General features: G+C 72.7%; 13 protein-coding genes and 2 pseudogenes. 4 read left to right on the plus strand and 11 right to left on the minus strand.

Annotated elements, in window-relative coordinates; all coding sequences use genetic code 11:
• The first annotated feature begins 158 nt into the window (after positions 1-158).
• Positions 159-649, plus strand: a pseudogene (locus ACZ4SW_RS15045) (NUDIX hydrolase).
• A 112-nt stretch (positions 650-761) separates the two neighbouring features.
• On the opposite strand, the gene ACZ4SW_RS15050 reads toward ACZ4SW_RS15045, so the two are convergent.
• Complete coding sequence (locus tag ACZ4SW_RS15050) at positions 762-1,328, minus strand: GNAT family N-acetyltransferase (RefSeq protein ID WP_468242544.1); 567 nt, start codon at positions 1,326-1,328, stop codon at positions 762-764.
• A 245-nt stretch (positions 1,329-1,573) separates the two neighbouring features.
• On the opposite strand from ACZ4SW_RS15050, the gene ACZ4SW_RS15055 reads away from it, so the two are divergent.
• Positions 1,574-2,800 carry a glycosyltransferase gene (locus tag ACZ4SW_RS15055; RefSeq protein ID WP_468242685.1) on the plus strand — a complete coding sequence of 409 codons (1,227 nt, stop codon included), beginning with the start codon at positions 1,574-1,576 and terminating at the stop codon, positions 2,798-2,800.
• Positions 2,801-2,882: 82 nt separating this feature from the next.
• Here ACZ4SW_RS15055 and ACZ4SW_RS15060 read toward each other — a convergent pair whose 3' ends face one another.
• Positions 2,883-3,935, minus strand: coding sequence for a hypothetical protein (locus ACZ4SW_RS15060; protein WP_468242546.1), 1,053 nt, complete (start codon positions 3,933-3,935; stop codon positions 2,883-2,885).
• 289 nt (positions 3,936-4,224) lie between these two features.
• A complete protein-coding gene (gene pepN, locus ACZ4SW_RS15065) occupies positions 4,225-6,810 on the minus strand; it encodes an aminopeptidase N (RefSeq protein ID WP_468242548.1) in 2,586 nt (861 codons plus the stop codon).
• Positions 6,811-6,972: 162 nt separating this feature from the next.
• On the opposite strand from pepN, the gene ACZ4SW_RS15070 reads away from it, so the two are divergent.
• Positions 6,973-7,635 carry a mycothiol-dependent nitroreductase Rv2466c family protein gene (locus ACZ4SW_RS15070; protein WP_468242551.1) on the plus strand — a complete coding sequence of 221 codons (663 nt, stop codon included), beginning with the start codon at positions 6,973-6,975 and terminating at the stop codon, positions 7,633-7,635.
• Positions 7,636-7,678: 43 nt separating this feature from the next.
• Here the strand turns inward: ACZ4SW_RS15070 and ACZ4SW_RS15075 are convergent, their stop codons facing one another.
• Both ACZ4SW_RS15075 and ACZ4SW_RS15080 read right to left on the minus strand, forming a co-directional pair.
• A complete protein-coding gene (locus ACZ4SW_RS15075; protein WP_468242553.1) occupies positions 7,679-7,909 on the minus strand; it encodes a hypothetical protein in 231 nt (76 codons plus the stop codon).
• A 24-nt stretch (positions 7,910-7,933) separates the two neighbouring features.
• Positions 7,934-8,980 carry an NAD(P)-dependent oxidoreductase gene (locus ACZ4SW_RS15080; protein ID WP_468242555.1) on the minus strand — a complete coding sequence of 349 codons (1,047 nt, stop codon included), beginning with the start codon at positions 8,978-8,980 and terminating at the stop codon, positions 7,934-7,936.
• Positions 8,981-9,093: 113 nt separating this feature from the next.
• On the opposite strand from ACZ4SW_RS15080, the pseudogene ACZ4SW_RS15085 reads away from it, so the two are divergent.
• Positions 9,094-9,177: pseudogene (locus ACZ4SW_RS15085) on the plus strand (histidine phosphatase family protein); the annotation flags it as partial.
• Between the two features lie 151 nt (positions 9,178-9,328).
• Here the strand turns inward: ACZ4SW_RS15085 and ACZ4SW_RS15090 are convergent.
• The 6 genes from ACZ4SW_RS15090 to ACZ4SW_RS15115 form a co-directional block, all read right to left on the minus strand.
• Entirely contained in the window at positions 9,329-10,708 is a 1,380-nt protein-coding gene (locus ACZ4SW_RS15090; protein WP_468242558.1) for an amino acid permease, read from the minus strand.
• A 119-nt stretch (positions 10,709-10,827) separates the two neighbouring features.
• Complete coding sequence (locus tag ACZ4SW_RS15095) at positions 10,828-11,718, minus strand: TauD/TfdA dioxygenase family protein (protein ID WP_468242560.1); 891 nt, start codon at positions 11,716-11,718, stop codon at positions 10,828-10,830.
• 11 nt (positions 11,719-11,729) lie between these two features.
• The gene (locus ACZ4SW_RS15100) at positions 11,730-13,112 is read right to left on the minus strand and encodes an LLM class flavin-dependent oxidoreductase (RefSeq protein ID WP_468242563.1); all 1,383 of its coding nucleotides are present in this window, start codon (positions 13,110-13,112) and stop codon (positions 11,730-11,732) included.
• Positions 13,109-13,882 carry an ABC transporter ATP-binding protein gene (locus ACZ4SW_RS15105; protein WP_468242566.1) on the minus strand — a complete coding sequence of 258 codons (774 nt, stop codon included), beginning with the start codon at positions 13,880-13,882 and terminating at the stop codon, positions 13,109-13,111. The genes ACZ4SW_RS15100 and ACZ4SW_RS15105 overlap by 4 nt, the downstream gene beginning before the upstream one ends.
• Positions 13,858-14,706, minus strand: coding sequence for an ABC transporter permease (locus tag ACZ4SW_RS15110; RefSeq protein WP_468242569.1), 849 nt, complete (start codon positions 14,704-14,706; stop codon positions 13,858-13,860). Before ACZ4SW_RS15110 ends, ACZ4SW_RS15105 begins: the two co-directional genes overlap by 25 nt.
• Positions 14,703-15,770: an ABC transporter substrate-binding protein gene (locus ACZ4SW_RS15115; protein ID WP_468242571.1), complete on the minus strand. Its 1,068-nt coding sequence runs from the start codon at positions 15,768-15,770 to the stop codon at positions 14,703-14,705. Before ACZ4SW_RS15115 ends, ACZ4SW_RS15110 begins: the two co-directional genes overlap by 4 nt.
• Positions 15,771-15,880 lie beyond the last annotated feature (110 nt).

Raw genomic sequence — 15,880 nt, forward strand, 5'->3', positions numbered from 1 at the left:
ACCTGTGAACCGGCCGTGTCCCTACGCGCGTAGCCGGGCGCGCCGACGGTACTGCGCCGACGGCACCCCGCCGGTCACCCCGCCGGCCACGCCGTCGCTTCGGCCCCCCGCACGGATACTCACCGGCCGAACCGTGGCCCGCGCGCTAACGTCCGTCCATGCGACGGAACTTGAGGGTGGCGGCCTACGCCGTGTGTGTCCGCGACGGACAGCTCCTGCTCGCCCGCTCGCCGGGCCCCGACGGCACCCCGAGTGGGTGCTGCCGGGCGGTGGCATGGAGCACGGCGAGGACCCCTACGACACCGTCCGCCGCGAGCTGACCGAGGAGACCGGGTACCGCATCCGGGTGACCGGCTTCCTGGGGGTCGACTCCCGCCGTCACCTCTTCCGGCGCCGCGGCCTGGAGCCCGCCACCGACCACCAGGCGTTGCGGCTGATCTACGAGGGCGAGGTCGTCGGCGGCGAACTCCGCTACGAGGTGGGCGGCTCGACGGACTTCGCCGCCTGGCAGGACCTGGACGCCGTCCCCGGACTGAACCGGGTGCGGCTGGTCGACGTCGCACTGCGGATGTGGCGCGAACGGCCGGCCGACGGGCACCTCGCGGCCCTCGAGGCCACGCCCCTTCCCCAGGAGGTGAACGAGGAGTGACCGCCCCGCGGCCACCGGCGGTCCACGCCCGGCCCGGCGCCGTCACGACGCCGGCGGGCGACCCGGTGGACCGCACCGCGGAGCTCGCCCCGAAGAGGGGCGGCCGAGCGGCTCACCGCGCGCGGGGCAGTACCAGCTCCGCCCGCTCCACGGCCGGCTCCCGCGGACCCGTCGAGCGGTTGGCGGTCGTCGGTCCCTGCGGGGCCGGGTCCGCGAAACGGAAGGAGAGGGCGGTGAGGAAGCGGCGGCCCCGGTCCCAGCCGGCCGGCACCGTCGCGGTCACCCGGGCCGTGCCGGAGGCCGCCGTGCGCTCCAGCAGCGCGGTGGCCAGGGGTCGGGCCGCTCCCGTGCCCCACAGCGAGGGGTGCAGCAGGAACAGGCCGACCGCGCAGGCGTCCGGGTCGGGGTGGCGCAGCACCGCGTCGACGATCCCGACGACCGGGCCGTCGGCGTCCTCGGTCACGACCAGGATCCGTTTGTCCTGCCAGTCGGCGCCCGGTGGCAGGCTGTAGTACAGGCTCTGCAGGTCGGCGGGGCCCGAGGGCAGACCGGTGGCCGCCTCGAAGTACTCCTCGCTCGCCTCGAACAGGGACGTCACGCCCGGCTCGTCGTCGGGCGCGGCCTCACGGACGGTGTACCGGCGCCCGTCGTCCGTGGTCACGGTGATCGGCTCGGTCATCCACTCATGGTCACATCGGCCGTCCCGTCCTGGCCACCGGATTACGGTGCGCCACCGGATGAGCGCGGATGAGCGCGTACAAGACCGACGAATTACGGCGTAACCCAGCCGACCCGGACATGAGACGCCCTGTTCATCCGCCGGAAACATTTGTGCCGCCTCATAGCGACAACCCGCTGTTCACGGGGATGGTTCGACACTTGTGCAAGGCGGGTGGTCACGTGCGCGTAAGGCACGAGCTGCGCGTGCTGTCGGTCTACGACGGCTTCTTCTCCGGGGGCGCCCGGATCCTCCACAGCGACGTCGTCCTGGGGCTGCGCGAAGGCGGCCAGCACCACCGGGTGCTCAGCGTCCACGGGGAAGTGGTCCGTGAGGCCACCCGGCAGGCGATGCGGGACGACGCCTGCTACCGGTCGCTGACCGCGGCCGGGGTGGAGGTCACCTCCCTGGGCCGTATCGGGCGGGCCGGGGCCCCGGCCGCCGATCCGGCCGCCTTCAGCGGCCCGGAGCTGGCGAAGACCGCGCGGGCGATGGCCGGGGCCGACGTCGTGCTGTCGCTCAAGGAGCAGCCGCTCGGCCTGCTCAACCAGGCGGGCCTGCCGCGCCGCCCGGTGATCGTCTGCCTGCACCGCTCCGACCCGGAGAACCAGGGCGGGGCGCTCGCCGAGCTGAAGGCCGCCATCGCCGACGGCACCGTGGTCGCCTGCGTCTGCTGCGCCGAGTCGACCCGGGACGCCTACCGGGCCGCCGGTATCCCGGCCGAGTTGCTGCACGTCATTCCCAACGGGGTCGACCTGCTGCGCTTCCGGCCCGACCCGGGGCGGCGCCTTCGTGTGCGGGAGGCGCTCGGCATCCCGGACACCGCTCCGGTCGTCGTCTTCGCGGCCCGCTACGACGCCATGAAGAACGTCCCGCTGTTCCTGCGCGCCGCCCACGCCTGGCTGCGCCGCGAGCCCGGCGGGCACGTGCTGATGTGCGGCGCGGGCATGACCGGGGACCAGCCCGGGCTGGCCGCCGACGTCCGGGACGCCTTCGGCGACGACACGCACCTCACCGAGCGGCTGCACGCGTTGGGCGTCCGGCGCGACATGGAGACCGTCTACGCCGCCTCCGACGTGGTGGCGCTGACCTCGTCCTGGGGCGAGGCGGCCCCGCTGTGCCTGATCGAGGGCATGATGTGCGGCGCCGTCCCGGTCGCCACGGACGTGGGGGACAGCGCGCTGATCGTGTCCGGGCACGGCCGCCTCACCCCGCCGGACCCCGACGCGATCGCCCGGGCCTGGACCGAGGCCGCCGCCGCCCGCGCCGACCTCGCGCCCGTCCTCGCCCGCAGCCGCGAGCGTTTCAGCCGCACCCGCATGATCGCCTCGTACGCCGACCTCATCGACCGCGTCCACGCGGAGGCGATGCGGCCCACCCCGCCGGAGCCGGAGCCCGCGCTCCCCGAACCGCCCCTGCCGGACCCGCTCTGACCCGCTGCGCCCCGGCACACGAGGAGGGGCCGCCGCGAGCGCGGCGGCCCCTCCTCTCCCCTCCTCGCGCCACCCCGGTCCGTCACCGGGGCAGCACCTCCACCGGCGCGGCCGGTTCCCGCTCCAGGGACGCCATCAGCGCCGTGCGGACCACCGTGGCCTGCTGCTCCAGACCGTCGCGCAGCTTCTTGGGCGTCAGGTACACGACCGTGATGCCCAGCCGCTCCAACTGCTCGCGCTTGCGGGCGTACTCCGACCACAGCGCGTCCTCCTCGTGGCGCGGGGCGCGGGTGTCCAGTTCCAGCGCCACCGCCTGCTCGGGCCAGTAGGCGTCCAGGCCGCCGAGGCAGGGGCCGCCGGGCAGCCTCAGATCCACGTTCCAGACGGGGTCCGGGAGGCCGTACTCGCGCACCATCCGGTACAGGCGGTCCTCCGCGGCCGCCCGGCTCTCCGCCAGCAGCGCGTCGACGGCGTCCACGACGTGCGGGCGGCTCAGCAGCCGCGCCTGGTTCAGCTCACGGACCACCGCGGCCGGTTCGCTGTGCCCGTCGCGGACCGCCTCGGTCAGCAGGCGGCGCACCACGCCCGCGTCCGGCACCCCGGCCACCGCGTCGGCCAGGGCGCGCGCGACCGGCGCGACGGGCACCCCGGTCACCAGCCGCGGGGCGGGCAGCGACGCGGTGCGGACCACCCGGGCGCAGCCGGTGCTGCGCAACCTGCGCGTCCGCGGCACCAGGACGTCGATCTGCTCCAGCGACGACAGCCCGGGCGCGGAGGCGAAGCCGTACAGGGCGAGGGCGGCCAGGCCCGTGACCATCGCGTCCGTGTACGGCAGCGGGCGGTGCGGGGTGTCCGCGCCCGGCTGGGCCGGGACCGCGGGCGCCGGGTGGGCGAGCGAGGAGCGAGCCGCGTAGAGCAGTACCGCGTGCAGGCGTTCCTCGGAGGTCGGCGGACCGGGGTGCAGCAGGTACACGCCGGGCAGGAACTGCTGCCAGGGGCCGCCGGGCCGGCACTTCCCGGTGGTCTCGGCGGCGGTCACTCCGTGGGCGCGGAGCTGGGCGGCGGTCAGCACCCGGCGCTGCACGTCGGACAGGTGGTGGAGGGGGCGGGGGGAGAGCGGGGTGTTGTGGTTCATGATCCCGGAATTCCCGCCCCCGGTCCGCCCGCTAACCGCTGTTACACGCCTGTCGACAAATCCGGACAACGCGGCACTAAAGTACGTGCGTTCGACTGCCGAAAGGGGCTGGTCCGGATGGGGGAGGCGGAAGGTTACGGGTTCGGATACTCGTATTTCGTCACTGTCGTGCCGCACCTTTCGCCACCGCCGTCACCACCGCGGGCGGCCCGCCACCGCCGTCACCACCGCGGGCGGCCCGCCACCGCCGTCACCACCGCGGGCCGCCCGCCGCCGACCGTGCCCGTCCTCAGCGGGCCGCCCGCGCGTCGCAGGCCTGTCCCCGCAGGGTGCGCGCCAGGTCGTCGCGCGCCTCCAGCACCAGTCGCCGCAGCGCCGGCGGGGCGTCCTCGTGCGCGGCGAGCCAGGCGTCCGTCGCCTCCAGCGTCCCCGGCGAGTCCTGCAACGCCGGGAACAGGCCCCTGACCACGTGCATCCCGATCTGGATGGACCGCTCCGCCCACACCCGCCCGATCGCCGCGAAGTACTTCTCCGCGTACGGCGCGAGCAGCTCCCGCTGGGAGGGCTGCGCGAAGCCCGCGATGGTCGCCTCGACGAGCGCGTTCGACAACGTGTCCGACTCCACGACCTGCGCCCACGCCTGCGCCTTGACCGCCGCCGAGGGGCGCGCGGCCAGGCAGCGGACCTGGTGGCGCTTGCCGGACGCCGTGTCGTCGCGGGCCAGTTCGGCGGCGAGCACCGACTCGTCGGCGGCCCCGTGCGCGGCCAGCGGCTGCAGGAACGCCCAGCGCAGCTCCTGGTCCACGTCCAGGCCGTCGATCTTCTCCGTGCCGTCCAGCAGACCCCGCAGCAGCCGCAGATCGGCCTCCTCGGACGCCACCGCGGCGAAGAACCGCGCCCAGGTGAGCTGGTGCTGGCTGCCCGGCTCCGCCTGCCGCAGCTCGCGCAGCGCGCCCTGGGCGAGCAGCCGCCCGCCCGCCTCGCGCCACGCGGGCGCCGCGTAGTACGTCAGCGCCGAGCCCGCCCAGGTGTGCAGCATCTGCAGCACGCCGATGTCGGACTCCCGGCCGGCGAACCGCAGTACCAGGCCGACGAAGTCCCGCGCCGGAAGCAGCGCGTCCCGGGTCAGGTTCCACAGCGCCGACCAGCACAGGGCACGGGCCAGGGGGTCGGTGATGTCGCCGAGACGGTCCTTCAGGGTCTCCAGCGAGGTGTCGTCGAAGCGGATCTTGCAGTAGGTGAGGTCGTCGTCGTTGACCAGGACGAGCTCCGGCCCCTCGGCGCCCGCGAGCTCCTCCACGACCGTCCGCGGACCGTGCACGTCCACCTCGGCGCGCGCGTACCGCACGAGCGCGCCGCCCTCGGTCCGGTACAGGCCCACCGCCACCCGGTGCGGCCGCAGCTCGGGATGGGTGTCCGCCGCCTCCTGGAGCACCGACAGCTCCGCGATCCGCCCGTCCTCGCCCAGCACCACCTGCGGAGTGAGCGAGTTGACCCCGGCCGTCTGCAGCCAGGAGCGCGCCCAGGCCGCCATGTCCCGGCCGCTCGTCTCCTCCAGCACCGACAGCAGGTCGCCCAGGCGCGTGTTGCCGTACGCGTTCCGCTTGAAGTAGCGGCGCGCGCCCTCCAGGAACGCCTCCCGGCCGACGTACGCCACGAGCTGCTTCAGCACCGACGCGCCCTTGGCGTAGGTGATGCCGTCGAAGTTGAGCTTCGCGTCCTGAAGGTCGCGGATGTCCGCCGTGACCGGATGCGTCGAGGGGAGCTGGTCGGCGCGGTAGGCCCAGGCCTTGCGGTTGTTGGCGAAGGTGATCCAGCCGTTCGTGAACCGGGTCGCCTCCACCAGCGAGAACGAGCCCATGAAGTCCGCGAAGGACTCCTTCAGCCACAGGTCGTCCCACCAGGCCATGGTCACCAGGTCGCCGAACCACATGTGGGCCATCTCGTGCAGGACCACATTGGCCCTGCGCTCGTAGGACGCCTGGGTGACCTTGCCGCGGAAGATGAATTCCTCGGTGAAGGTGACGAGCCCCGGGTTCTCCATGGCGCCGAGGTTGTACTCGGGCACGAACGCCTGGTCGTACTTCCCGAACGGGTACGGGTAGTCGAAGTGGTCGTGGAAGAAGTCCAGGCCCTGCTTGGTGACCAGGAAGACGTCGTCCGCGTCGAAGTGCCGGGCCAGACCCTTGCGGCACATCGCGCCGAGCGGGATCCGAAGGGTCGTGCCGTCGTCGAGGGTGCGGGTGTAGGTGTCGGTGACGTAGTGGTACGGGCCCGCCACCACGCAGGTGATGTACGTCGAGATCGGCTTGGTCTCCGCGAACCGCCACACCCCGTCGTGCCGCTCCCCGGCGCCGTTGCTCCACACCGTCCAGCCCTCGGGGGCGCGGACCTCGAAGCGGAAGGGTGCCTTGAGGTCGGGCTGCTCGAAGTTCGCGAAGACGCGGCGGGAGTCGGCGGGCTCGTACTGCGTGTACAGGTACACCTCGCCGTCCTCCGGGTCGACGAAGCGGTGCAGGCCCTCACCGGTGCGGGAGTAGGCGCACTGGGCGTCGACCACCAGCTCGTTCTCCGCGGCCAGGTCCTCCAGGACGATGCGGGCGCCGTCGAAGACCTCGCCCGGGTCGAGGTCCTTGCCGTTGAGGGAGACGGCGGTGACGCTCGGGGCGACCAGGTCGGCGAAGCTGGACGCGCCCGGCTCGGCGCAGCGGAAGCGGATCGTGGTGACCGAGCGGAAGGTGCGCGGCCCGGCGTCCGCGCCGCCGGGTGCCTCACCCACGGCGGAGCGCAGGTCGAGCGACACGTCGTACCCGTCGACGGACAGCAGGGCGGCCCGCTCCCGGGCCTCGTCGCGGGACAGGTTCTCACCGGGCACGGGCGGCACTCCTCGATGGCTGGCTGGGTGGCACGGACAGGACCGATCCTGCCATGCGCCCCTGACGTGCGGCAGCGGGAATACCGCAGGACCGCGGGAGGGAATGACGTCGCCGGCGCGCGGGTTGTTGCCGGACGAACGTCCACGTTTCCGAGGAGAGCCATGTCCGAGACCGCGCCCGCTTCCGGCAAGACCCCCGTCGACTTCTGGTTCGACCCGCTGTGCCCCTGGGCCTGGATGACCTCCCGCTGGGTGCTGGAGGTGGAGAAGGTCCGGGACATCGAGGTCCGCTGGCACATCATGAGCCTGGCCGTGCTCAACGAGGACAAGATCGACCAGCTTCCCGAGGAGTACCGGGAGATGCTGGCGACCAAGGCGTGGAAGCCGGTGCGGGTGGTGACGGCGGCGTGGCAGAAGCACGGTGCGGACGTCCTCGGCCCGCTGTACACCGCGCTCGGCACGCGCTTCCACAACCAGGGCGAGGGGCCGACGCTCAAGGCGATCGCGGCGGCGCTGGAGGAGGTCGGGCTCCCGGCCGACCTGATCGACTACGCCGAGCAGGAGGACTTCGAGTTCGAGGCCGAGCTGCGCGCCTCGCACAAGGAGGGCATCGAGAAGGTGGGTCAGGACGTCGGCACGCCCGTGATCGCCGTGCCCGGGCCCGACGGTGAGCAGATCGCCTTCTTCGGGCCGGTGGTGACCCCGGCGCCGAAGGGCGAGGAAGCGGCGAGGCTGTGGGACGGGACGCTCGCGGTCGCGTCGGTCCCGGGCTTCTACGAGATCAAGCGGACGCGGACCAAGGGGCCGGACTTCAGCAACCTGTAGCCGGCCCCCGCCCGCCGGGGGTGCCCGGGCGCGGTCGCCCGGCTCAGAAGCCCTCGGGCAACGTCGCCCCCGTCCTCCAGTGGTCCTTGCGCTGGACCCGGCGGCAGCCGGGGCGGGCGCAGCGGTGGTAGTCCTTGGCGACGAAGGGGTGGCCCTCCAGCTTCGGCCGGAGGGCCTCCTCGGCCGCCGCCTTCTCCGCGTCTCCCTCCAGCTCCCGGAAGTCCTGCATGGTGTCCCCGCAGTTGGGGCACCGCCGGTAGGCCCGGTAGGTCATGGCCGTCTCCTCTCTTTCGCCCGCTCAGGTCACGCAGTGCGCCAGCGGTTCCCCGCGCACCCAGCGGCCCACCTCCTCCGCCGCGCTCCGGGCCGCCTTCTCGGCCACGGCACGGCTCGACCCGCCGAGGTGCGGGGTCAGCACCAGCCGTTCGGCCAGGGCGAGGAGCCGGGAGTCCGGCGGCAGCGGCTCGTGGGCGTACGTGTCGAGGGCCGCCGCCGACAGCCGCCCGCTCTCCAGCGCGTCGCACAGCGCGTCCTCGTCCAGCAGCGCCCCGTCCGCCGCGTTCACCACCACCGCGCCGCGCGGCAGCAGTGCCAGCTCGCGGGCCCCGACCAGGCCCCGGGTCCCGGAGGTGAGGCCGGCGTGCAGGGTGAGCACCCGCGAGCGGCGCAGCAGCTCGTCGAGCGAGCCGATCCGCAGCCCGTGCACCTCGCCGCGCACATACGGGTCGTAGACCATCACCCGCGCCCCGAACGCGCACAGCACCCTTGCCACCCGGCCGCCCACCGCGCCGTGGCCGATCAGGCCGACGGGCAGGTCCTCCAGCTCCAGTCCGGCGTGCTCGTACGTGTCGTCCGCGGGGCCCCGCCACCTGCCCTGCCGGGCCAGGCGTTCGTGGGCCTGCGGGATGCGGCGCAGGGCGGCCAGCATCAGGCCGAGCGTGAACTCGGCGGTGGCCGCCGCGTCGCCGCCGGGCACGCGGCACACGCGGACGCCGTGCGCCCCGGCCGCCTCCAGGTCGACGGGCACCGGGCCGCCCCCGCACACCACCACCAGCCGCAGCTCCGGCGCGGCGGCCAGCACCCGTGCGGTGACCGGGCCACCCGGGGTGACGAGGACCTGGGCGTCCCCGAGCGCCTTGATCAGCTCCTCCTCGGCGTCCTCCGCCCGCGCCGCCTCGCCTGCCCGCCCGAACGGCTCCGGCGTCTCCCACGGCGATCCCAGCGTCAACTCCCTGACCTCGCAGGGATGTTCGTCCATCTCATGGCGCAGGGCCGCCGTCACCAGCGTCGGCAGGACGAAGCGGTCACCCGCGGCCACCACACGTACCGGGTCGGTCGACTCCATCGGCTCCCCTTCCCGTTCCCGTCCCTCGGCGGAACGGCCTGGAGACCGAGAGTGATCCGGAGGTGGCGGACCGTCAATCCCGCGCGCGGCGAAAAGGGGGATACCGCCGGACCATGACGGGGACGACACTGCTGCTCGCCCGACACGGGCAGACCGTCCGGCACGCCGAGAACCGTTGCGCGGGCGTCGGCGACGTGGCCTGTCCCTGCGCACGCTCCTGGGCGTCCCCCTGAGCGAGTACCGCCGCGCCTTCCCCCGCCCGGAGAACACCGCGATCACCGGACTGCGGGGGAGGCGGAGTCGGTGGGCCTGACGGCCCTCAACGTGCCCTGCGCGTGAGCGTCCGGGTCAGCGCCCGGCGCGCGCCTTCTGCCAGGCGTAGCCGACGGCCGCCAGGAACAGGGTCATCCCGCCCGTCGAGTAGAGCTGCACCCGGGTGTCCGGCTGCCGCGCCATCAGCACGAAGATCGCCGCCATGCCCGCGAGCGCGACCCACGTCAGCACCGGGAACGCCCACATCCGCACGACCAGCTTCCCGGGCTCCTCCCGCTCCAGACGACGGCGCAGCCGGAGCTGTGAGACCGCGATGAAGACCCAGACGACGAGGATCACCGCGCCGATCATGTTCAGCAGCCAGGGGAAGACGTCGTCCGGCCGCCAGTAGCTCAGCACCACGCACACGAACCCGAAGACCGACGAGGCCAGCACCGCGAGCCGCGGGACGCCACCGGAGACCCGGCCCAGCGCCTTCGGGCCCTGGCCGCGCTCCACCAGGGAGTACGCGATGCGCGAGGAGCCGTAGATGTTGGCGTTCATCGCGGACAGCAGCGCGACCAGCACCACCACGTTCATGAGCTGCCCGGCGCCGGGGATGCCCAGGTGGTCGAGGGTGGCCACGTACGGGCCCTTCTCGACGACCTCCTTGGCGTTCCACGGGACCAGCGTGACGATGACCGCCATCGAACCGACGTAGAACACGGCGATGCGCCACATCGCCGTGCGCACCGCGCTCGCCACGCCCCTGACCGGGTCCTGCGACTCGGCCGCCGCGATGGTGACGGTCTCCAGGCCGCCGTACGCGAACACCGACGCGAGCAGGCCGATGACCAGGCCCTCGCTGCCGTGCGGCAGGAAGTCGGTCAGATGCGAGGCGCCCGGCGAGTCGGTGCCGGGCAGCACGCCCGCGATCGCCAGCACGCCGAGCACCAGGAACAGGGAGATCGCGGCGACCTTCAGCGCCGCGAACCAGAACTCGAACTCGCCGAAGTTCTTCACCGCGGCCAGGTTCGCCCCGCAGAAGACCACCATGAACAGCGCCACCCACGCCCATTCCGGGGTGCCCGGCAGCCAGCCGGTGACGATCTTCGCGGCGCCGATGCCCTCCAGGCCGACCGCCGTGCACAGCAGCACCCAGAACGACCAGCCCGCGGTGAAGCCGGCCCAGGGGCCGATGGCCCGCTCGGCGTGCGCGGAGAACGAACCCGACGAGGGGTGGGCGGCCGACATCTCGCCGAGCATCCGCATCACCAGCATGACGAGCAGACCGGAGACGGCGTACGCGATCACGATCGACGGCCCGGCGGCGGCGATGCCCGCCCCGGACCCGACGAACAGGCCGGCGCCGATCACCCCGCCGAGGGCGATCATCGACAGGTGGCGCTGCTTGAGACCGTGGGAGAGGGAGACGTCGTCGGTCGGCGGCGTCTCGATGGAGGTGCTGTTGGGCATGGGCGCGGCTCGTCCGTACGTGAGAAGGGCAAAACGCCCACAGTGTGGGCAGCCTCCCCGGTCGGACGGGGAGGCTGCCCACTATCTGGACGCCGGATGTACGGCGGGTGATGTCCCGGTTACGCGGCGACCGGCGTGTAGTGCGAGGCGTCCCCCTCGATCGAGTAGCTCTCCTTGCCCTCGATGCTCACCGGCACGTCACCGGCCACGGTCACCCGGTGCAGCCGGCGCGGCAGGCCGTCGTAGTTGTCGACGGCGTAGTGCTGGGTGATGCGGTTGTCGAACAGGACCAGCTCGTTCTCCGACCAGCGGTGGCGCAGGATGTTCTCCGGCCGGGTGACGTACGCCTGGAGCAGGTCCAGGATCTTCCGGGACTCGGACACCGACAGGCCCACGATCCGCTGCGCGAACCCGCCGATGAACAGCCCGCGCTCCCCGGTCAGCGGGTGGACGCGGACGACGGGGTGGGCGGTGCGGTACTTGATCGAGGTGAACTGGGCCCGCTGGGCGGCCTTCTCCTCGTCGATCGCCTCGTCCGGCACCGCATAGTCGTAGTCGTTGGTGTGCTCGGCCCACAGGGTGTCGGCCAGGCGGCGCAGCGGCTCCGGCAGGTCGCGGTAGGCGGTCGCCGCGTTGGTGATCAGGGTCTCGCCGCCGTGGGGCGGGATGGTGATGCTGCGCAGGGTGCTTACCTGCGGCGGGTTCAGGACGAAGGTGACATCGGTGTGCCAGTGGTTGGCGCGGCCCCGCTCGCTGTCCACGGGCAGCACGTTCGGGGCACCCTCGACGGCGCCGACCGTCGGATGGGCGGTGGTCAGGTCGCCGAAGTGGCGGGCGAAGGCCTGCTGGCCCTCGTCGTCCAGGTCTCCGGCGTCGAAGACGAGCGCCTTGTGGGCGTTGAGGGCCTCGCGGATGGCGGCGACCTGCTCCTGGTCGAGCGGCTTGGTGATGTCGACGCCGGAGACCCGGGCGCCGATGCGTGCGGTGACCTTGGTGATCTCGATGGACATGGCGGGTCCTTTCAGGCGGTGGCGAGCGCGGGGGATGGGGGTCCCCCCTGTTCGAGCGAAGCCGAGAACTTGGGGGAGTACCGGTTGGCGGGGCGGGGGAGGCCGTAGCGCTCCCGCAGGGTCTGGCGGGGGCCGTATGCGGTGCGCAGCAGGCCGCGGGTGCGCAGGATCGGCACGACGTGCTCGACGAACGCCTCCAGACCGGAGGGCAGCACCGCGGGCATGATGTTGAAGCCGTCGGCGGCTCCCTGTGTGAACCAGGTCTCGATCTGGTCGGCGACCTGCTCGGGCGTCCCGGCGAAGGTGAGGTGGCCGCGCCCGCCGCCGAGCCGCCCGATGAGCTGCCGCACGGTCAGCCGCTCACGCCGGGCCAGCTCCACGACGAGCGTGTAGCGGCTCTTGGCGCCCTCGATGGCGGACTCGGGCGGGAGATCGGCGGGAAGCCTCGCGTCCAACTCCAGGGTTCCGGGCTCCAGATGCAGCAGGCTCTCCAGGCGGCCCACCCCGTGGTCGTACACGATGTGGTCCTCCAGGAGCCGCTCCGCGGCCCGTGCCTCGGCCTCGGTCGACCCCAGCACCGGGACGATGCCGGGCAGCACCTTGACGTGCTCGGGATCCCGGCCCGCGGCCCGCGTACGGGACTTCAGGTCGGCGTAGAAGGCCTGTGCGTCGGCGAGGGTCTGCTGGGCGGTGAACACCGCCTCCGCGTACCGGGCGGCGAAGGCCTTGCCGTCGTCGGAGGAGCCCGCCTGCACCAGCAGTGGGTAGCCCTGCGGGGTGCGCGGCACGTTGAGGGCGCCCGCGACGCTGAAGTACCTCCCCTTGTGCCGGGGCGGGTGGATCTTGCTGTCGTCGCCCCAGACGCCGGACGCCTTGTCGGCGACGATCGCGTCGTCCTCCCAGCTGTCCCAGAGCTTGAGGGCCACGTCGAGGAACTCGGCGGCGCGGGCGTAGCGCTCGGCGTGGGCGGGCTCGTGCTCGAGGCCGAAGTTGCGCGCGGCCTCGGCGCCCGCGGTGGTGACGATGTTCCAGCCCGCCCGGCCGCCGCTGATGATGTCCAGCGAGGCGAACTTGCGGGCCAGGTTGTAGGGGGAGTTGTAGGAGGTGGAGGCGGTCGCGATCAGGCCGATGTGCTCGGTGGCCGTCGCCAGCGCGGTCAGCAGGGTGAGCGGTTCCAGGGCGCCGGCCGGGCGCTGGGCGAGGTTGTTCCAGAGCTGGGGGCCGTCGGCGAGGAAGAGGGAGTCGAAGGCGCCGCGCTCGGCGATCCGCGCCAGGTTGACGTAGTGGGCGAGGTCGACGTGCGCGTACGGGTCGCTCTCCGGCAGCCGCCACGACGCCTCGTGGTGGCCGGTGTTCATCAGGAACGCGTTGAGGTGGAGCCTTCTCGCTGTCACTGGTGGTCCTCCGTGACGCCCAGCGCGGCCAGCAGCCGCTCGCGGTACTCCCCCAGCACCGGCTCGCGGTAGGAGCGCGGGTGGGGACGGTCGATGGTCAGGTCCAGGCCGATACGGCCCCGGTCCAGGACGAGGACGCGGTCGGCGAGCACGATCGCCTCGTCCACGTCGTGGGTGACGAGCAGCACGGAGGGCCGGTGGCGCTTCCACAGCTCGCGCAGCAGGTTGTGCATACTGATCCGGGTGAGCGCGTCCAGCGCCCCGAACGGCTCGTCGGCCAGCAGGAGTTCGGGCTCGCGCACCAGGGAGCGGGCGAGCGCCGCGCGCTGGGCCTCACCGCCGGACAGCTCGCCCGGCCAGGCCCGCTCGCGGCCCTTCAGGCCGACTTCCGCCAGGGCGGCCCGGCCGCGCTCCTCGGCGTCCTTGCCGTCCAGGCCCAGCAGGACGTTGTCGAGCACCCGGCGCCAGGGCAGCAGCCGGGAGTCCTGGAAGACCACCGAGACCCGCTCGGGCGCGGTGAGCCGACCTCCCCCGAGCTCTCGGCTTCGCTCGAGCCGGGGGGACCCCCGTCCGGCCACCCCGTGGTCGAGTCCGGCGACGGCCCGCAGCAGGGTCGACTTGCCAGAACCGCTGTGCCCCAGCAGGGCCGTGAACTGTCCGGCGGGCAGGTCGAGGTCGATGCCGTCGAGGACCGTGCGGCCGTCGAACGACCGGGTCAGGCCGCGCAGTCGGACGGCGGGCCGGGTCAGTTGCTCAGTGTGCGGCGCCACGACAGCACCCTCCGTTCGATCAGACGGACCACGCTGTCGGAGACCAGGCCGAAGACGCCGTAGATCAGCAGGCCGACCAGGATGACGTCGGTCTGGCCGTAGTTCTGCGCCTGGAACATCATGTAGCCGAGGCCGCTGGTGGCGTTGATCTGCTCCAGGACCACCAGGCCCAGCCAGGAGCCGGTGACGCCGAGCCGGAGTCCCACGAAGAATCCGGGCAGGGCGCCGGGGATCACCACCTGCCGGACGAAGGCGAACCTCGACAGGCCCTGTACCTCGGCGAGTTCGACGTACCGGCTGTCGATGCCGGACAGCGCGGAGTGCGTGTTCAGGTAGATGGGGACGTAGACGACGATCGCGATGATGGCGATCTTGAAGGTCTCGCCGATGCCCAGCCAGAGGATGAACAGCGGGATCAGACCGAGGGTGGGGATCGCCCGGTTGAGCTGCACGGTCCCGTCGATCAGCGCTTCCCCGGTCCGGCTGAGCCCGGAGGCGAGCGCCAGCAGCACTCCCGCGGTCAGGCCGATCGCGAACCCGTACCCGGCCCGCCTCAGCGAGGTCAGCACGTCCGTGGACAGCGTGCCGTCCGTCCACAGGTGGCCGGCCGTCTTCAGCACCGTCCAGGGCGCCGGGACGGCCCCCGGGTCGAGCGCTCCGGCGGCCGAGGCGGCTGCCCACAGGGCGAGGACCGCCAGCGGTCCGATGAGCCGGGCGGCGGGGAGCCGACGCCCGGGGGAGAGCCGGCGGCGCCGGCGGACCTGGGGCAGCTCCTCCGTGGCCGTCGCCGGCACGGCAGTCGTCGTGGTGGTCACGGCGCTCACCTCCGGTACTGGGCCGGTACGGCCCTGGCGGCGATGGACTCGAAGCGGTGGTCGAAGAGCGAGGAGACGTCGAACTTCTTCACGAAGCCGCCCTCGGCGAGCAGATCGGCGGTCTCCTGCTCCCACTTGATCGCCTCATCCCAAGCGGCCGGGAACAGCGGCTTGTTGGCGAGCGCGGAGATGGACCTGGCCTGGTCCAGGGTCAGGTTCTGCGTCTTGACGTAGAACTCCTCGTTCCAGACGTCCGCATGCTCGTACGTCCACACCAGGCCCTGGGCCCACTGGGGGATGTACGCGGCGATGGCGGCGGCCTTCGCCGGGTCGTTGAGCACGGACTGCGGCGCCCACAGCAGGTTGAGCAGGTCCACGACGTCGGTGGTGATGGTGTGGGCGCCCCTGGACCCGTACTGCTTCAGGTACGCCGGTGCCTGGTTGTTGCCGAGCGGGGCCACGTCCACCTGCCCGGACTGCAGGGCGGTGAGGAACTGGTTGCTGGTCAGCGGGACCAGCTTCACCTCGTCGTACTTCAGGCCCGCCTGCTTCAGCGCGCGCAGCAGCACGACCCCCTGCGCCTGCCCCTGGGAGAAGGCGAGCCTCTTGCCCTTGAAGTCGCCGACGGTGCGGATGTCGCTGCCGGGCTTGGTGGCGAAGAGGTAGTTGGGCTTGCGGGTGATGTCGATCGCCACGATCTTCGCGGCGAAGCCCTGGTAGTGCGCCTGGATGGGCGGGATGCCCGCGTTGTTGGCGAGGTCCAGGGACTTGGCGCGGAACGCGTTGATCACGTCCGGGCCCGCCCCGATGTTCACCCAGCTCGACACCGTGAACGGCAGCTTGGGCAGCTTCGCCAGCCTGAACTGGAGCTGCTGCTGGTTCTGGTACGAGGCGATCTTCAGGCTGGTGCCGGCCGGGACCTTGCCGGCGAGCGGCTTGGTGGAGGCGCCCTCGGTGTCGGCGGCGGCGTTGCCGCCCGCGCAGCCGCTGAGCCCGGCCACGGCGGCGGACGCGCCGAGCACGGAGGTCAGGAACAGGCGGCGGTCGAGACCGGAAACGGATGGAGCGGGCATGGGATGACTCCTGGATGCGCGGAGCGGAACAGAGCAGAAAGGCAGGAGGAATTCCGGGCTGGCCGAATGCCGGACGTGGGGGAATGCCGGACGGGAAGGGTGCCGGAAGA

This window comes from Streptomyces sp. NPDC028331, from assembly GCF_055565775.1.